Below are 16,984 nucleotides of genomic sequence, written 5' to 3' on the forward strand. Positions count from 1 at the left end.
TACTCCTTTTTTAATTCTTGCAAAGCTATAGAATTCTGCGATCTCGGTTACCCATTGCTATAAATCTTAGCTGGGGTTTGTGGCTAAAGTTGCCTTTGCGACCTTCTTTTTTCAGTACTTAAAAACTACCGTAGGCTGCAGCCGTTTTTACAGTTTTGAGAATTGTAACTCTATCAGTATTCAATGTGTGTTGGACTTTTTAGTCGAAATAGAGCCTTTAGCTAAACAACCAGAAAGAAAATCAAGTTGTTCAATTCCATATCTTAGCGCTATGGGGCTTTTGAATCTGATTTTTTAAGAATTGAGATTTTTCCTAAAGATACCGTAAAAGCGCTGTGCTTCTTTCATTACAAAAACGTTTAGCCCAGATAACTAAAATTTTGTTCGCGTTTATTTCACTATTTTTTTAGGTTTTAAAGCGTAGATCATTTTCAGGTTGTCAAAAATCGGACTCACTTGTGGAGCTAGTTCAGAGGGGCCTGATGTTTATCGCGGTGATAAATATCCTGACGGAACTGTGGGCGCCCATGGGTATCTATCCAGGCTGTCATATAGACAATAAAAAGCCGTGGGGCGGGCTTGATCGGAACATTGAGGACCTCACTGCCGGTTGTGGCCTGGGCAACGCGAGTTCTGTCCCATCCCTGAGACTCAAGAAGTGAGTAAGCTAACTCTTCCGGCTGCTGGAGCCGTACACACCCGTGGCTGAATGCTCGCTGTTGTTCTGAAAATAGGCTCTGGGCCTGAGTATCGTGTAGAAAGATTGCCTGCTTATTGGGAATAACAAATTTTACTTTGCCGAGGGTGTTGTCAGGACCGCTCACCTGACGCAAGGTGGCGTGGCCACCGGCTGCACGGGCGAGGCTTTCATCGGTAATTGGTGATGTGGCTCCGCTACGATATTGAACTACTCGGTAGCCACGACGGTGCATGGCGGCGGGGTTGTGCCGCGCCTTGGGGAGGAGTTCGGTAATCAGAATGCTTCGCGGCACTGTCCAGGTGGGATTGAAGACGACACTGGTAATACGGCTGTGCATGTTCGGTGTACGGGTGCTACTTTTGCCAACCACCGTTTTCATGTCCAGCTTAACCTGTCCATTCTCGACCAACTGCAATCGGTAGCTGGGAATATTGACCAATATATAGCGGCCATCCTCGGGAAGGGATAGTTGGTCCCAGCGATCCGCATTCAGGGTCATTTGCCTAGCTCGCTCAACGGGGGAAACTGACAGGGCGGAGAGAGTTTCATTATCGGCAACCCCGGTGGCGGGAAGTCCGTGGCGGCGCTGAAAATTTTCAAGGGCTGACTGTAGGGCGCTGTCGAAGCGCAAGTGATCCTTCTGAGGGGCTGACGCAGGTCCCGGTTGCCCGCGATAGTCTCCATATAGTTCAAGCAATTTGCGCAATTGCAGCACGCGTAAGTCTTTATCCCCTGCCTGAAGAGGGCCCCCTTCATTAATGGGCCGCCAGCGTTTGGCAATCTCCCGATAATGGTTGGCTTCAGAGCGCAGTTGATTACTGATATTGACTGGGTTTAGAGCCACAGATTCCTTAGTTGCCATGGCAATGTGTATTGGCGTCGCAGAGGCGATAGCCAAACTGAGTAAGGCTGCTAGCCCTAGATGGCGGGGAATCTTGACCATAAATAACTCCCGTGGTGATACTTGTGCTTAACCACGGTTTGTCCCCGCACCGGCTTTATCACGTTGGTAAATATCCGGTCGGAACTGTAGCTGTCCATGCTCATCCACCCAGGCAGTCCAATAGGCGATATAGACCGGAAGAGGATTTTTCAGTTGTACGCCGTGGGTGCGGCTACTCATCAGTGCCCGGTCTATGCGCGCCCTATTCCAGCGATTTTGTTGAGCCAGCATCATGCGGGCAAACTTCAGCGGTTTTTCCAGACGAATGCAGCCATGACTGAAAGCGCGTTGGTTTTTTTTGAAAAGGTGCTTGCTGTTTGTATCGTGCAGGAAAATTGCCTGGCGATTGGGTATAACAAACTTGACCCGTCCCAGTGCATTGCCCGGTCCACCTTTTTGCTGCAGCGTTACTTTTCCTCGGCGAACGCCAGCGACATTACCTCTGGTAAAGGGAACAGCCCTGCCGCGGTGGTTGACCAGCCGGTAGCCCTTGGCGCTCAGGGCCGAGCTGCCTTTTGGCAAAAGTTCTTTCAGCGCGATACTCGGCGGCACACGCCACACTGGATTGAATTCCAGGCGGGTCATACGCGTGGCGATCAGTGGAGTCTTGTGCTTCGGTTTGCCCACTACCACTTTCATACGAAACTGCTCTCGATCACCGTCGATCAGGCGGAGGCTGAATTCCGGGATATTAACAACGATATAGCGTGGCCCCAGGTCTTTGGGCAGTTGTTCCCAGCGCTGAAGATTGGCGCTCAGGATTTGTGCCAGTTCGGCGGGATTGGTATTGAGACGACTGCGAGTGCGTTCGTCCACAAGTCCATCGGCTTTCAGGCCGTGGCGTCTTTGAAACCGGCGTACTGCCTGCTGCAGGGGCTTATCGTAGACATCAGCTTCCAGGCTGCCTTTTTCGGTAGTTTCAGCAAAGTCTTCTGGTCGGTAATCGCCATACAGCATCAACAGGCTGCGGAGCTGCGCGACCCTAGGGCTGCGGCTTCCGGGAGTTATAGGTTGTCCTTTAGATAGGGGCTTCCACTGTTCCCCCTCCGCTAAGGCGCTGTAGCGCGCCAGCTCCTCGCTTAGCAAGGCATATTGACGGCCGTAAGGGGAAAAAGGATCACTGCCAGAAACGCCCTCAATCGAATCATCTTTTTTGGCGTTTCCTGGCGCGGCGACTGCTATCGACTGCTCAAGGCCCAGTGCAACAGCCAATATTATTGCGCAACCGCACCTCATCGGTTTTCGTGCAACACGCAAACGAGAAGGGAAAAAGCCAACACCCATAAGTCACCCCTGTAAGCAAAGAAGGATCACCGGAAATGATCACTCTGCTCACAGTGGTAACTTGTGACCGTGAAACTCTAAATAATTATGGGGAATGGATGCTGCTGGTACTCACAGGAAAAGGTATATAGGTATTACTTTCACGAGGCTAAGGGCGGCCCTGGGGCCGCCCCGATAACTTAGAACTGGTTATCACTGAGTCCGTCCTTGTCATAGATATCAGGGCGGAAGTTCAGCCTGCCCTGACCATCCACCCAGGCGGTCCAATAAGTGATATACACCTTGACCAGTTGCCTCAGGTCTACTTCGGTGGTTTCCTCGCCGACAGTTAGCTTGTCTATACGCCAATGATCCCATTCGCCCTGTGGACGCAATAACGCCTCAGCCAAGTGGCGTGGCTTCTCCAACCGGATACAGCCGTGGCTATAGTCCCGGTCGGTCAGCGAGAATAATTTGCGCGCGCGCGTATCGTGCAGATAGACATCGTGTTTATTGGGGATTTCAAATTTCACCCGGCCGAGCATATTCTCCTCCCCGCCCATCTGGCGCATCAGGTAGGAACCCGCGCCTGCCGCCGAGAGATTCTGGGATGTGAGCGGTAGATACTCCCCTCTACCACTAACCACCCGATAGCCCATGTTTTCCATGCCGGTGGGGTTCTTGCGCGCTTTGGGCAGGATCTCATTCACCAGGATACTGCGTGGTACAGTCCAGGTGGGATTGAACACTACTTTGCTAACCCTCGTAGTAATTTCAGGCGTTGCATGTTTTTTCTTACCCACAACTACATTCATGGCCAGCTTTACCTGGTTGTTCTCCACGTATTGGAGACGGTAAGCGGGAATGTTGACCTGGATAAAGCGCTCCCCAAGATTGGCCGGCAACTCCTCCCTGCGGAGAATATTCATCTCAACAATTTTTGCCCGAGCAGTAGGGGAGAGGTTGAGCCGTTTGCGCGTGCCGCGGCCCACAATTCCATCGGGTTTAAGGCCATGGCGCTTTTGGAAACGCAGCACTGCCTCGTGCAGTCCACGGTCGAATCGGTTGGGGTCGACGCCCCCATAACTGTAGCGACTGGAATAGTCACCGTACAGGGAGAGCATATCCCGCAGGTGGCTCACATGGGGGTGGCGTGCTCCCATAGTCATAACAGGTCCTGGAGGAATGGGACGCCATCGCCCGCTAGCAGAGATTTTGCGCAGCCGTTCAAGCTCATTTCTCAAGGCATATGCATCACTACCGTAGGGTTTATTCTCCTCGAAGTAGGGCCCCTCGCTATTTTCCGTGCGCGGGACCGCCTCGCTTCCCCGACCATTGGCATTACGGCCTTGATTGTAATATACGCGGCTGCCATTACTCCCGGCTCCAGAGCCATTTACATTGTTATCTCGGTAAGAGCTGTGTCGTGAGCGGTTGTAGCTGCGATTGGCGCTTGATGAGCTGGAATAATTGCGATCGCGGTCAGTTTCGTAATCGCGTGAGTAATGGCGGCTGCGTGGGGTGCTGCCGATAATGCGCGCTCGGTTGTAGCCGCGAAAATGTTTGCGCCCACGATGTTCATTGGTCTCTCGCTGGCTGGGTTGTATCAGAGCAACCATGCGAAATCCCTGGTCATCACGGAACACAGGAGTGATACCGCGACGTGGTCGACTCTTGGGGCTTAGCCGGTCCAGTTGGGTGTCCTGGGCATAGGAGACAAACGCGTCGGTGAGCAGGATATCGAGAACTGCGGCCATCTGCAGTCGCTGGGGGGTGTCTCTCAAAGTGCGGTCGAAATAACCGAGATGGTAGCGGTAATCCACCATGCTGCTGGGATTGCCTGAGCTGGCTGCTGTGAGTTGCTTCAACAGATCGTTGGCGCTTTCACTCAGGTTGTAGTTATCGAACCACAGTAGACGGTAATCCGTGCGCTGGTAAATTCTGCGCACCGCGGCAGGGTTGAATATAGGATCCTGGGCTGGCCAAGCGTCAGGGTTTTCTTCCAGCCAGTGAACCAAGTGAGGTCGTACGGCGTTTTCAGGCAATACCGGCACCGTTTCTTGGTTCGCGGCAAAGGCATAATAGAGAATAGAGACACAAAGAGTGCCCAGGGTTAGCAGGGGCAGAATGGATTTTCGTTTGCGGAGCTCAGGGTTGAAATAAGACATGGTACCTCAGCGATACTGCAGGGGCCCGGGGTTGTCTTGCGGATAATACCGGGCGCCAGATCGTTCATACCTTCCCAACCTGTGGCGAGCCCATCCAGAAACATTTTGGTGTTCAGCGTTGACTCGCACTTGTCATGCGTCCCGCGCGACATCCTCTTATTTAGACCACAATTGGCGCCGCACTTGCGCGAATATCAACCAATTTCAGTCTGTGAAAGTAAGTATGGCAACAAATGAGGAATTTGCTTGGCGTTTGCTTCTTCTTAGATTAAGTGTGAAAGAAAAAAGCGACAATCTAGCTGTATCAACCATGCACATTTATTCTATTTGGCGGAAATAATTCCATTAGTGGGTGAGTGCTTGTACGATTAGATACGGCTAATCAAATGTGAAAAGTGGGCTAAGTCACAGTTTTTCATGGGGTTTTTATGGCTCTGGAGGAGCGAGGCAAAAGTGACGCAAGGGTCCCTGCGGCTCACCATTTTCAAAGGTCTGTTCCCATAACTGGCTGGCGCCATTTCGATTAAAAGCGACTACGGTGCTGGCGCGAGTACCGTAACCTCCAGTCAAGTTATCTGTTTTGGTGTCGGCTGGCAGAAGTTTTTCCCTATGGTTTATCTGTACGAATATTGACGACAGGGCTCGTTCAAGGGAAAGGCCAACACCCGTTTTGGGAAGGTTTGCGTCCGCAGCTCTTTGTCTGTCTTGAAGCAAGCTGAGGGCTGGCTCTACGAAGTTATGGCCGGAAATTGGGCCCTTGATATTTTGTACAATCCGTTCTAAACCGGCCTTTCCCTTTTCGACCTTGGGCCAGGGGGCATCTGGTGCTCCGTTGGAAATTCCGTGAACCCCTGCCGTAAATAAAAATGGAGTGTGGCGATTGCCGGCACAGGTGAGAGGGTGTTCTGCTCTCAGGTCAAATAGCAGCGCATTAAAGCCGCGGTAGCGAGGCCCTTGAAGGGTCCTGGCAAATTGCTCTGGTGTACTCATGCCAGTCAAAAAATTAACCGGAATTTCCCCTCTGGAAAGCGCATTGTCAGGTTCGGGTGTGCCGGGTTCGCGGATATTAGTGACTGCGGCGACACGGCCGGGGGATATGCCTGCCCAGGTGCCGCCAGCTTCCAAATCCCGCCCGGCTACCAAGCTTCCCGTGTTCCACTGCGCTGCTGGGGCGGTAGGACGAGCGTAGAATTCATCTCGATTGGCGATCAACAGGAGTGGGTACTCGGGGTGGCAGCGATAGGCAAACAGTAGTAGGCACATAGCGGCTTCCTGGGAGGTGGGGAAGGGCGCGCCCCTTTCGCTGCGGGGCGCTTTGCGACCATAATACGCGCTTAACAAACAATCTCGATTCCCCCATGCTGACTTACCCTGAAATAGACCCGGTGGCCATCGCTATTGGCCCATTAAAAGTGCACTGGTATGGCTTGATGTACCTGTTCGGCTTTATCGCAGCCTGGTGGTTGGCACTGCGTCGCAGCACCAAACCATGGTCTCCGGTAATTAAATCAGAAGTCGAAGACTTAATTCTTTACTGTGCAATAGGCGTAGTTGTTGGCGGGCGACTCGGTTATATGTTCTTCTACAACCTGCCGCAATTGATTGAGAATCCGCTTTCGCTGCTTAAAGTGTGGGAGGGCGGTATGAGCTTCCACGGAGGCCTGGTGGGAGTGATGCTGGCTACCGTTCTCTACGCCCGTAAAATTGGTACAACCTTCCCCGTGCTAATCGACTTTGTGGCTCCCTTGGTGCCTATTGGCTTGGGACTGGGCCGGATGGGCAACTTTATCGGCCAGGAACTCTGGGGCCGGCCGACTGAAGGCCCCTGGGGCATGGTATTTCCCCGCGATCCTGAGCTGCTGTCCAGGCACCCCTCCCAGCTTTACCAGGCATTTCTTGAAGGGCTTGTGCTCTTTGCTGTGCTCTGGTGGTTTTCCAGTAAACCGCGTCCACGCCTTGCCGTAGGCGGTATGTTTGTTCTGCTTTACGGCATATTCCGCTTCCTCGTGGAATTTGTGCGGGAACCGGATGGTCATATCGGTTTCGATCTTTTTGGCTGGATGACCCGTGGCCAGCTTCTGAGCCTGCCGATGATTTTGGCCGGTATCGCTCTGCTGGTGTGGAGTTACCGAACCCAGCCTCTACCAGAGGGGCGTAGTGGTAAAAATGGCAATAAGCGGACGCGTTCCCAAGTTAATGGCGGAGCATAGCAATAGATGAAGCAGTACCTCGATCTAATGCGCCATGTGCGCGATCACGGCACGGAAAAAGGTGACCGTACAGGCACCGGCACCTTAAGCGTTTTTGGGTATCAGATGCGCTTTGACCTCACGGAGGGGTTTCCGCTAATTACCACGAAAAAGTGCCATTTACGCTCGATCATCCACGAACTCCTTTGGTTCTTGCGGGGGGATACCAATATCCGTTACCTGCAGGAAAATAGGGTAAGAATCTGGGATGAGTGGGCCGCAGAAGATGGTGATCTGGGTCCGGTATACGGCCATCAGTGGCGCTCCTGGCCGACACCGGATGGCCGTCAAATCGACCAGATTGAACAGCTGGTACACCAATTAAAAACCCGTCCCGATTCCCGGCGCCTGATTGTCAGTGCCTGGAACCCGGCAGATCTTCCCGATGAGGGGATTTCCCCGGCAGATAATGCCCGCGAGGGGCGTATGGCGCTCGCTCCCTGCCACGCGCTGTTTCAGTTTTACGTGGCTGAGGGTAAGTTGTCCTGCCAGCTGTATCAGCGCAGCGCGGATATCTTCCTCGGAGTCCCCTTTAATATTGCTTCCTACAGCCTGCTAACCCTGATGCTGGCACAGGTTTGTGGCCTTAAGCCGGGCGAGTTCATTCATACTTTTGGTGATGCTCATCTCTACTCCAATCACCTGGAGCAGGTTGAGCTGCAATTGCAGCGTGAGCCTCTGCCGCTACCAAAGATGCAACTAAACCCCGATGTGGAAGATCTGTTCGCCTTCCGCTTTGAAGATTTCGAGCTGCAAAACTATGAGGCTCATCCGCATATACCGGCACCGGTCGCGGTTTAAGGGGAGAGGTATGGATACATCTATCGCCCTGATTGCGGCTATAGCGCGCAATGGTGCTATCGGTAAAAACAATGAGCTCCCCTGGCGTATTTCAGGTGATCTGCAGTTCTTTAAGCGCACGACTATGGGCAAACCTGTAGTGATGGGGCGCAAAACCTATGAGTCTATCGGCCGACCTCTACCGGGTCGCGTCAATATCGTGATCACCCGCAATCGTGATTGGGCAGCTGAAGGTGTCGAAGTGGTGGACTCTCTGGAGTCCGCCCTGGACCTTGCCGGTGAGCGGGCCTCACTGGCAGGTGTGGCTGAATTGATGGTGATCGGTGGGGCGCAGGTCTACCGCCAGGCCCTACCAATGGCAGCGCGACTCTATATCACCGAGGTGGATGCCGATGTGGAAGGGGACGCCTTCTTCCCAGAGATTGACGACTCATGGGTCGAAGTGGTGCGGGAGTGTTACCCTGCTTCAGACAAGAATGAGTACAACTACGCATTAGTTCAGTACGACAGATTTAAATAAAAACAATTTGATTAAAAGTTGATCAATCTGTTAAATTCTGCGACAGCCTACACAAGGAACACCGCCGCCAATGTGTGCAAGTGACCCGGTTTTGTTACCCGGTTGTTACCTTGCTACCCATGCGGGCCGATGCTGACAATCGGCATTTGAATAATCAAATCGGCTGTTTACAATGTGCGGCTCTTAGCTGTCTTCTAACCAATGTTTTTAAAACAAAAGGACACCGCGTTGTGGCAGCTAACTCATCGCGACCATGTTGTGAAATATTGAACCCACTGGGGGGTCTAATGAAAACCAAGCGATTCATGGCTGTGGCGCTGACCACTGCGCTGTCTGCCGGCGCGCTCTACGGCAGCGTAGCCACTGCGGATACTCTCGATAACGTACTCGCCGTCGGCCAGCAGAAAACCACTGCGGCCCAGGCATCGCAAAAGCGCATCGACAAGATTGCCGAAGAAACTAGCAGCCTGCTGCAGGACTTCAAGGTGGTCAATAAAGAAATCGATGGTCTGCGCGTATACAACCGTCAGCTGGAAAAGCAGCTGGCCAACCAGCTCCAGGTTATCAATGAACTGGATGCATCTATTGCCAACGTTACTGTCATTGAACGTCAAATCCAGCCGCTGATCCTGCGCATGCTGGAAGGTCTGGAGCAGTTCATCGAATTGGATGCCCCGTTCAAACTGGACGAGCGCATGGCAAACCTCGAAGGTGTAAAGAACAATATGGACCGTTCCGATATTACTGTTGCGGAGAAATTCCGTCAGGTATTGGAGCTGTACAACTTCGAAGCGGAGTACGCGCGTAAGATTGACACTTACGGTGACTCCCTGAATGTAAATGGCCAGGAGCGCGAAGTAAACGTGCTGCAGATCGGCCGTATCGCTCTGCTGGCTCAGACTACCGATTCCGAGATCTCTCTTGCCTACGATAAAGGCCAGAAAGCCTGGGTTGAAATCGATGCTGGCGAATATCGCCGCGCCCTCATGAATGGCCTGAAGATCGCCAAGAAGCAGGCCACTATCGACATCATGACCATGCCGATCCCGGCTCCGGAGGCAGCGCAATGAAATCCTCTATTGCCAAACGCGTATTAGTTGCAGCAGCGGCTGGCCTGATCAGCTTCTCTGCTGTTGCCCAAGAGAAAGCAGCTTCCCTCGACGATCTGCTGAAAATGGTTCAACAATCCAAAATTGCTGAATCCAAAGAGCACAAACAGCGTGAAGCTGATTTCCGTCGCCAGAAAGCTAATCAGCAATCTCTGCTGAACAAGGCCAAAGACACTCGCACGGCGGAAGAAAAGCGCTCTGCCGAGCTGGAAAAGAAATACCAGGAACAGGAAGTTGCTGTTGACCAGAAGCGCCAGCAGCTGGACGAGCGTCTGGGCTCCCTGAAAGAGCTATTCGGCCATATGTCCTCTACTGCAGCAGACCTGAGAGCGAATGTTGGCTCTTCTCTGGTATCTGCCCAGTATCCTGGCCGTACCGAGTTTATTGATGGCCTGCTGGCAAAGATGAACAGCGCTACTCAGCTGCCCACTATCGAAGAGATCGAACGCCTGTGGTTTGAGATTCAGCGTGAGACCGTGGAGTCTGGCAAGGTTGTTAAGTTCAACGCAACTGTGATCAAGCCTAGCGGAGAACAGGCTCAGCAGGAAGTTGTGCGTGTTGGTAACTTCAACTTGGTTTCCAACGGCAAGTACCTGGAGATGAATAAAGCCTACAAAATGGCTGAGTTGATCCGTCAGCCGGATGCCAAGTTCCAGGGTATGGCAGAAAGCCTGCAGGCCTCCACAGCTGGCTTCAGTGCATTTGGTGTTGACCCGACTGGTCCTACCGGTGGTTCCTACCTGAAAGCCATGATCAACAGCCCGGATATTGTTGAGCGTTGGCACCAGGGTGACATCGTAGGTTATATCATCACTGCAGTTGGTGTATTTGCGATGCTGCTGGCCATTTTCCGCCTGATTGTTCTGACCGGTGTTAGTGCCAAGGTAAGTGCTCAGCTGCGTTCAGCTACCCCTAATACGAATAACCCACTGGGCCGTGTACTGGCAGTAGCTGAAGAAAACAAAGGTGTCGACGGCGAGACTCTAGAGCTGAAGATGGAAGAAGCCGTTCTGAAAGAGCGCCCAGCAATTGAATCCGGTCTCAACCTGTTGAAGATTATTGCAATGGTAGCTCCGCTGCTGGGTCTGCTGGGTACCGTTACCGGTATGATCATTACCTTCCAGGCGATTACTATCTTCGGTGCTGGTGATCCTAAAGCTATGGCTGGTGGTATCTCTTCTGCATTGATTACCACCGTTCTCGGTCTGTGTGTTGCTATCCCGACTGTATTGATGCACACCATCGTTAACGGCCGCGCCAAGCGTATTCTGCATATTCTGGAAGAGCAGAGTGCCGGTATCGTGGCGGAAAACGCCGAGCGTAAATAAGAGGAGGCGGCAACATGCACGCATTAATCGACGCATGGGCCGCCGTCAACGCCTTTATGGCGTCGGGCGGGCCAGTACTGTTCCTGATCGCCGGCCTGACCTTCTTTATGTGGACGCTGATTTTTGAGCGGGTCTTTTACTTCAACAAAGCGTTGAAGGTTGATGTTCAAGGTGTGGTTGACCAATGGGAGGGACGCGGTGAGCGCAAATCCTGGGGGGCCCACCAGATCCGCTACGCGATGATCTCCCGGGTATCCGAGAAAATTCAGGACAATATGGATATGATCCAGGCTTGTGTTGCCCTTGCGCCCTTGTTCGGGCTGCTGGGTACGGTCTGGGGCATGATCAATGTGTTCGATGTTCTCGCGATTACTGGTGGTGGTGACGCCAAGCAGATGGCCAGTGGTGTATCCATGGCAACTATCCCGACAATGGCGGGAATGGTTGCGGCCCTCTCAGGTGTATTTGCCAACACTTACCTTGCCCGGAAAGCAGAGCGTGAGACTCAGCTGCTGGAAGACCATCTGACGATGGACCACTAAGCACACATAAGCGAATAGGCGAGCTTATTTGCTGTGAAGGTTTAGCCAACCAGATATTTTCACCGAGGGTGCTCCCTTGGAGCCCCTCGCGGGAAAGTTCGCTAAGAGAGTTGCTATGAGCAAAAGACAAAATACGGCAGAAGAAGAAGCGGGTGCTATCGACCTCACGCCCATGCTGGACGTGGTGTTCATCATGCTGATCTTCTTTATCGTCACCGCGACTTTTATTAAAGAACCGGGTGCTGATGTTGTGAAGCCGGATGCGACAACCGCTGAACTCAAGGCCGCCTCTATTCTGGTAGCGATCAACGACAGTGATGAGATCTGGATTGCCAAAGATAAGGTTGATGAGCGCCAGGTGAGAATTGTCCTGGAGCGCCTCTACTCGGAAAACCCAAAAGGGTGGTTGGTAATTCAGCCCGATAAGGAAGCGAGTATTGAGAAGATTGCCCTGATTGCGGAAGCTGCCAGGAAAATTGGCATCAAGAAAGTTTCGGTCGCGACAGAAAAGAGTTAACAGCTATGAATCCGGTAAGACTTCTTGGGGCAGGTACGTTGGCGGTAGCCACCACCTTCGGCCTCATCTTCACCATGCATCAGCTGATTCAGGCAAACATGAAGGCTCCAGAGGAAAAGGAGCAATTCAAAGTTGCCGATGTGGTGATGCCTGAGCAGAAGATCGAAACACAGTACGATACGACCAAACCGGTGAAACCGGAGGAGCCAGAAACGCCTCCGCCGGAGATGCCAGAGCCTGAGTTTGAAGACCCGAATATTGATACCAGTATCAGTGTTGCTGCCCCTAGAGCAGGTGGCGGCGTCAAGTTGTCGGGCTTCAGCTTTGGTGAGGGGGATTATCTGCCAATTGTTAAGGTGCAGCCTCAGTACCCTCGACGCGCCCTGCAGCGCGGAATGGAAGGGTATGTGATTGTGGAATATACGGTGACCACAAACGGCTCTGTACGTGACCCCATCGTAATTGAAGCTTTCACGCTAGATGGTAAGCCTACTTCTGTTTTCAACAGAGCTGCGCTTAAGTCTGCACTGAAATACAAGTACAAGCCGCGGGTAGTCGATGGCAAGCCGACCGAAGTTCCCAATGTAAGGACTAAGATCAGCTTTAATATGGCCAAAAACTAAGGGGAAGCACTATGAAGTTGACAAGCATTAGCAAAAGTTTGTCCAAGCTCGCTCTGCGCACCTCAGTAGCGCTGCCCCTGGTCTTGGCACCAGCAGTCAGTGTTACCGTGCTTGAAGCAGCGGGTGTTTCCGCATCTTTCGCCTCGGCACAGGCACAAGAGCAAAAAAAGCCTAGTAAAGAAAAGACCCGTAAAGTTCCGGCAATGCGCGAAGCGGCGTATAAAAAACTGGAAAAGGCCCAGGAAGCTGCAGATGCAGAGGATTGGGCGGGTGCTCTTGCTGCGCTGAAGGAAATGGATGCGAGCAAGAAACGGTACAATGGCTATGAAATAGCACAGATGTACAATTTCTTTGGTGTGGTTTACTACAGTACCGAGCGCTACAAAGAGGCTATTCCTTACTTCAAGAAAGTGCTGAGTCAGGGTGAAAAAAACCTGCCAGTAGCACTTGAAGTGGGCACTTTGTTTACCTTGGCCCAACTTTATTTCGTAACCGAAGACTATAAGCAGGCGATCAATTACTTGAACCAGTGGTTCAAGGTTTCTGATCGTATTACTGCAGATTCTTATGCATTGCGTGCTCAGGCTTATAACCAAGTTGGTGACCAAGCTAAGGCACTGAAGGATATCAACGTAGCGGTATCCATGTATGAGAAAGAGGGCAAGGTACCGAAGGAAGGCTGGTACGGGTTGCAGCAGTTTGTGTATTTCGAGCGCAACGACTACAAAAAAGTAGCGGGTGTTCTGGAAAAATTAGTGCAGTATTACCCGAAGCCGGTGTACTACAAAACTCTTGCAGCTATGTACGGTGAGCTTAAGCGTGACAAAGACCAGCTTCATATGATGGAAGCAGCTTATATTGCTGGTGCTTTGGAGAAAGATCGGGATTTACTGAACATGGGCTATCTCTTTATGGGGCATGAAATGCCTTATAAAGGTGCCAAGGTTATTGCCAGAGGTATTAAAGAGAAGAAGATCCCTCGAACAGCTAAGAACCTGGAGACTTTAGCCCAGGCTTACCAGATGGCTCAGGAGCTGCAAAAAGCAATCCCTCAGCTGGAGGCTGCAGCTAGCTTGTCAGACAAAGGGGAAATTTACTCACGTTTGGCCGGTATCTATTTGGATCTGGATCAGAATGAGAAAGCCATTTCGATGGGCAAGAAGGCTTTTGCAAAAGGCAAAATTAAGCGTGTCGATCAGCTTCACATCGTGATGGGTATGGCTAATGCTAACCTGAAACGTTATGACGCAGCTTTGGTAAGTCTCAAGAAAGCTTCAAAAGATGAGCGCTCTAAAAAGTCTGCGCAGCAGTGGATCGCTTACGTTGAGGGTGAGAAAAAGCGTGAAGAGCAGTTAGCGATTTAATTTCCTTCAATTATTTACCTTTTTTTAGGAGGCCATACAGAAATGTATGGCCTTTTTTCTTTTCTAGAGTTCTCTCAATTGCCCAGGCTAAATAACCTGTATTAATGGACTATTTGCATTTTTTCGTGAATTGACTAATGATTAGAGTCAGCTGATCAGCTTTTTCCATTTCGGCACTCCAGATGCCGTTTTTGCACCCTAACAATAATAGGAGAGGTGTTATGGATAGAGCTTGCCCGCCAATTTCCAGCCCTGAATTTCTACTTACCTATCAGCTTTCTGGCTATGCCAAAGGTTTGGCCTATGCTGCCCTGATAACTCTCGGGTTGATTTTTTTAATGAGCCAGTTGATTTCCACTAATTTTGTGGAGCCGGTGGCTAAGCCGTTACCGACGATTCAACCAATAGATATCACTGAGAAAAAGGTGGTAACGGTTAAAGAGTACCAGGCACCGCCCAGCCCTCAGGATATTCCGCCACCAATTCAGCGCACTGAGGTGATCAGAGACGTAGAGATTATAGATACCATACCAACGGTTGCTCCGCCGGTTGCTGAAACTGGGGGTAACCCGGTTATTGTATCGAGAGAACCTCTTCCTGTTTATAAGCCCGCACCGCGTTACCCTAGTGTGGCTATGCGCAGAGGCATGGAGGGTTACGTAGTTGTGGAGTTTACGATAACCAAAACCGGAGCGGTGCGTGATGCCCAGGTAGTTGGGGGATTCGACAGCGCTGGGAACCCTACCAATGTATTCAATCGCTCGGCACTGGCAGCGGCTGAGCGATTTAAATACCAGCCGCAAATGGAAGACGGTCAGCCTGTAGAGCGCTATGGTGTGCGTAATCGTATTACTTATAAGTTGGCGCAATGAAATAAAAAAACGGCCCTCAAAGAGGGCCGTTTTACTTCATGTTTTTAGTCAATCAATTTCTCGCACCGCGCCCCGATCAGCACTGGTGGCGAGTAACGCATACGCTTTAAGAGCTTTACTAACCTTGCGGGGGCGAGATTCACCCGGTTTCCAGGCTTGTGGGCCGAGGCTGACCATATCCTGGCGGCGTTTCTCGAGCTCCTTATCACTAATCGCGACCTCTATTTTTCGGGCGGGAATATCAATATGTATTGGATCTCCATTTCGCACTAAGGCGATAGTGCCACCAGAAGCTGCTTCTGGTGATACATGCCCGATAGAGAGGCCGGAAGTTCCGCCTGAGAAGCGACCATCAGTAATTAATGCACAGTGTTCCCCTAATCCCTTGGATTTCAGGTAGCTGGTGGGGTAGAGCATCTCCTGCATACCGGGGCCGCCTTTGGGGCCCTCATAGCGGACTATCACGGCTTCACCTTTGTGAACTTTGCCCTTGAGAATATGCGAAACCGCCTCCTCTTGGCTCTCAACCACATGAGCCGGGCCTTCAAAGTGCCAAAGCGCCTCGTCTACGCCGGAAGTTTTCACTACGCAGCCATTAGGGGCCAGGTTGCCGAATAAAACTGCCAGCCCGCCCTCAGCAGAATAAGCGTGCTCGGCTGAGCGAATACAGCCTTGCTGGCGATCGACATCTAGAGTTGGCCAGCGGCAGGCCTGGCTAAATGCGGTCTGTGTGGGAATTCCCGCGGGACCAGCCCGGTAGAAGTCACGCACCGATTGCTTATCGGTGCGAGAGATATCCCATTGCTTTAGTGCATCCGCTAATGAGCCACCGTAGGCTGTGGGCAGGGAGGCATCAATTAACCCAGCAGATTCCAATTCGCCGAGAATCGCCATTACCCCACCGGCTCGGTGGACGTCCTCAACATGGTACTTCTCTGTGTTAGGCGCGACTTTGCACAGTTGCGGTATCTCGCGGGAGAGTCGATCGATATCCTGTAAGTTGAAGTCGATATCGCCCTCCTGGGCAGCGGCGAGTAGATGTAATATCGTGTTGGTCGAGCCACCCATGGCGATATCGAGAGCCATGGCATTCATGAAAGCACTGCGGTTGGCGATATTGCGAGGCAGGGCGCTCTCGTCATTTTCTTCGTAGTAACGCTTCGTTAGCGAAACGATTTCTCGTCCTGCGCGCAGGAACAACTCTTTGCGGTCCGCATGGGTGGCCAACAGGGTGCCATTGCCTGGCAGTGAGAGGCCCAGTGCCTCAGTCAGACAGTTCATAGAATTTGCGGTGAACATGCCGGAGCATGAGCCGCAGGTAGGGCAGGCGGAGCGCTCGTACTCTGCAACCTCTTCATCAGTTGCTGTATCCGTAGCAGCGATCACCATCGCATCGACAAGATCCAGTTTATGATCGGCCAGCTTGGTTTTACCGGCCTCCATTGGTCCGCCAGATACAAAAATAACCGGGATATTCAGACGTAGAGCGGCCATCAGCATTCCCGGAGTGATCTTGTCACAGTTGGATATACATACCAGGGCATCAGCACAGTGTGCGTTGACCATGTATTCTACTGAATCGGCGATAATCTCACGGCTGGGCAGGCTGTAGAGCATGCCGTCGTGGCCCATGGCAATGCCATCATCTACGGCGATGGTATTGAATTCCTTGGCGACACCACCGGCTCGCTCTATCTCCCTTGCCACCAGTTGTCCCATATCCTTCAGGTGTACGTGGCCCGGCACAAACTGGGTGAAAGAGTTGGCGATGGCGATAATCGGCTTGTGGAAATCGGCGTCGGTCATTCCTGTGGCTCGCCACAGCGCCCGGGCGCCGGCCATGTTGCGTCCGGCGGTGGAGGTACGGGAACGATATCTGGGCATGGTACAAGCATCCGGCTGTGTAAATTAGAGCGTCAGCTTATCAAAAAAATCCGATATCTGGGATATTTTCGCGCAACTTGATCAAGTTGCGCGACTTACTA

At 52.0% G+C, this 16,984-nt stretch carries 15 protein-coding genes; 10 read left to right on the forward strand and 5 right to left on the reverse strand.

What is annotated here, in order from left to right; genetic code table 11:
* Nucleotides 1–464 precede the first annotated feature (464 nt).
* The 4 genes from ABWV76_RS06175 to ABWV76_RS06190 all read right to left on the reverse strand — a co-directional run bounded on the left by ABWV76_RS06175 (nucleotide 465) and on the right by ABWV76_RS06190 (nucleotide 6,337).
* Nucleotides 465–1,643 (reverse strand): L,D-transpeptidase family protein, encoded by a 1,179-nt coding sequence (locus tag ABWV76_RS06175; protein WP_020414268.1) that lies wholly within the window; start codon nucleotides 1,641–1,643, stop codon nucleotides 465–467.
* 27 nt (nucleotides 1,644–1,670) lie between these two features.
* Nucleotides 1,671–2,927, reverse strand: coding sequence for a L,D-transpeptidase family protein (locus ABWV76_RS06180; protein ID WP_353375539.1), 1,257 nt, complete (start codon nucleotides 2,925–2,927; stop codon nucleotides 1,671–1,673).
* 179 nt (nucleotides 2,928–3,106) lie between these two features.
* On the reverse strand, nucleotides 3,107–5,074 hold the full coding sequence (locus tag ABWV76_RS06185) for a L,D-transpeptidase family protein (protein ID WP_282952253.1): 1,968 nt from the start codon (nucleotides 5,072–5,074) through the stop codon (nucleotides 3,107–3,109).
* 426 nt (nucleotides 5,075–5,500) lie between these two features.
* Nucleotides 5,501–6,337 (reverse strand): NRDE family protein, encoded by an 837-nt coding sequence (locus ABWV76_RS06190; protein ID WP_020414271.1) that lies wholly within the window; start codon nucleotides 6,335–6,337, stop codon nucleotides 5,501–5,503.
* A gap of 95 nt (nucleotides 6,338–6,432) precedes the next feature.
* Here ABWV76_RS06190 and lgt point away from each other — a divergent pair, with 95 nt between their 5' ends.
* From lgt to ABWV76_RS06240, 10 genes are all read left to right on the forward strand, one after another.
* Complete coding sequence (lgt, locus tag ABWV76_RS06195; protein WP_020414272.1) at nucleotides 6,433–7,284, forward strand: prolipoprotein diacylglyceryl transferase; 852 nt, start codon at nucleotides 6,433–6,435, stop codon at nucleotides 7,282–7,284.
* A 6-nt stretch (nucleotides 7,285–7,290) separates the two neighbouring features.
* On the forward strand, nucleotides 7,291–8,124 hold the full coding sequence (locus ABWV76_RS06200; protein ID WP_353375540.1) for a thymidylate synthase: 834 nt from the start codon (nucleotides 7,291–7,293) through the stop codon (nucleotides 8,122–8,124).
* Nucleotides 8,125–8,134: 10 nt separating this feature from the next.
* Nucleotides 8,135–8,644: a dihydrofolate reductase gene (locus ABWV76_RS06205; protein ID WP_353375541.1), complete on the forward strand. Its 510-nt coding sequence runs from the start codon at nucleotides 8,135–8,137 to the stop codon at nucleotides 8,642–8,644.
* A 287-nt stretch (nucleotides 8,645–8,931) separates the two neighbouring features.
* A complete protein-coding gene (locus ABWV76_RS06210) occupies nucleotides 8,932–9,714 on the forward strand; it encodes a DUF3450 domain-containing protein (protein ID WP_020414275.1) in 783 nt (260 codons plus the stop codon).
* A complete protein-coding gene (locus tag ABWV76_RS06215) occupies nucleotides 9,711–11,081 on the forward strand; it encodes a MotA/TolQ/ExbB proton channel family protein (protein WP_282952256.1) in 1,371 nt (456 codons plus the stop codon). The genes ABWV76_RS06210 and ABWV76_RS06215 overlap by 4 nt, the downstream gene beginning before the upstream one ends.
* 14 nt (nucleotides 11,082–11,095) lie before the next feature.
* Complete coding sequence (locus ABWV76_RS06220) at nucleotides 11,096–11,623, forward strand: MotA/TolQ/ExbB proton channel family protein (RefSeq protein ID WP_282952257.1); 528 nt, start codon at nucleotides 11,096–11,098, stop codon at nucleotides 11,621–11,623.
* Nucleotides 11,624–11,738: 115 nt separating this feature from the next.
* A complete protein-coding gene (locus tag ABWV76_RS06225; RefSeq protein WP_282952258.1) occupies nucleotides 11,739–12,140 on the forward strand; it encodes an ExbD/TolR family protein in 402 nt (133 codons plus the stop codon).
* A 5-nt stretch (nucleotides 12,141–12,145) separates the two neighbouring features.
* Nucleotides 12,146–12,763 carry an energy transducer TonB gene (locus tag ABWV76_RS06230; RefSeq protein WP_282952259.1) on the forward strand — a complete coding sequence of 206 codons (618 nt, stop codon included), beginning with the start codon at nucleotides 12,146–12,148 and terminating at the stop codon, nucleotides 12,761–12,763.
* 11 nt (nucleotides 12,764–12,774) lie between these two features.
* Nucleotides 12,775–14,127: a tetratricopeptide repeat protein gene (locus ABWV76_RS06235; protein ID WP_353375543.1), complete on the forward strand. Its 1,353-nt coding sequence runs from the start codon at nucleotides 12,775–12,777 to the stop codon at nucleotides 14,125–14,127.
* Nucleotides 14,128–14,348: 221 nt separating this feature from the next.
* On the forward strand, nucleotides 14,349–14,999 hold the full coding sequence (locus ABWV76_RS06240) for an energy transducer TonB (protein ID WP_020414281.1): 651 nt from the start codon (nucleotides 14,349–14,351) through the stop codon (nucleotides 14,997–14,999).
* Between the two features lie 48 nt (nucleotides 15,000–15,047).
* Here ABWV76_RS06240 and ilvD read toward each other — a convergent pair whose 3' ends face one another.
* Nucleotides 15,048–16,883: a dihydroxy-acid dehydratase gene (ilvD, locus tag ABWV76_RS06245; RefSeq protein WP_353375544.1), complete on the reverse strand. Its 1,836-nt coding sequence runs from the start codon at nucleotides 16,881–16,883 to the stop codon at nucleotides 15,048–15,050.
* Between the last annotated feature and the right edge of the window lie 101 nt (nucleotides 16,884–16,984).

The organism is Microbulbifer sp. NBRC 101763 (assembly GCF_040371615.1).
Taxonomy (GTDB): domain Bacteria; phylum Pseudomonadota; class Gammaproteobacteria; order Pseudomonadales; family Cellvibrionaceae; genus Microbulbifer; species Microbulbifer variabilis.

Coding starts and splice junctions, on each gene's coding strand:
- ABWV76_RS06175 (WP_020414268.1), bottom strand. CDS start 1,643: ATGGTCAAGATTCCCCGCCATCTAGGGCTAGCAGCCTTACTCAGTTTG.
- ABWV76_RS06180 (WP_353375539.1), bottom strand. CDS start 2,927: ATGGGTGTTGGCTTTTTCCCTTCTCGTTTGCGTGTTGCACGAAAACCG.
- ABWV76_RS06185 (WP_282952253.1), bottom strand. CDS start 5,074: ATGTCTTATTTCAACCCTGAGCTCCGCAAACGAAAATCCATTCTGCCC.
- ABWV76_RS06190 (WP_020414271.1), bottom strand. CDS start 6,337: ATGTGCCTACTACTGTTTGCCTATCGCTGCCACCCCGAGTACCCACTC.
- lgt (WP_020414272.1), top strand. CDS start 6,433: ATGCTGACTTACCCTGAAATAGACCCGGTGGCCATCGCTATTGGCCCA.
- ABWV76_RS06200 (WP_353375540.1), top strand. CDS start 7,291: ATGAAGCAGTACCTCGATCTAATGCGCCATGTGCGCGATCACGGCACG.
- ABWV76_RS06205 (WP_353375541.1), top strand. CDS start 8,135: ATGGATACATCTATCGCCCTGATTGCGGCTATAGCGCGCAATGGTGCT.
- ABWV76_RS06210 (WP_020414275.1), top strand. CDS start 8,932: ATGAAAACCAAGCGATTCATGGCTGTGGCGCTGACCACTGCGCTGTCT.
- ABWV76_RS06215 (WP_282952256.1), top strand. CDS start 9,711: ATGAAATCCTCTATTGCCAAACGCGTATTAGTTGCAGCAGCGGCTGGC.
- ABWV76_RS06220 (WP_282952257.1), top strand. CDS start 11,096: ATGCACGCATTAATCGACGCATGGGCCGCCGTCAACGCCTTTATGGCG.
- ABWV76_RS06225 (WP_282952258.1), top strand. CDS start 11,739: ATGAGCAAAAGACAAAATACGGCAGAAGAAGAAGCGGGTGCTATCGAC.
- ABWV76_RS06230 (WP_282952259.1), top strand. CDS start 12,146: ATGAATCCGGTAAGACTTCTTGGGGCAGGTACGTTGGCGGTAGCCACC.
- ABWV76_RS06235 (WP_353375543.1), top strand. CDS start 12,775: ATGAAGTTGACAAGCATTAGCAAAAGTTTGTCCAAGCTCGCTCTGCGC.
- ABWV76_RS06240 (WP_020414281.1), top strand. CDS start 14,349: ATGGATAGAGCTTGCCCGCCAATTTCCAGCCCTGAATTTCTACTTACC.
- ilvD (WP_353375544.1), bottom strand. CDS start 16,883: ATGCCCAGATATCGTTCCCGTACCTCCACCGCCGGACGCAACATGGCC.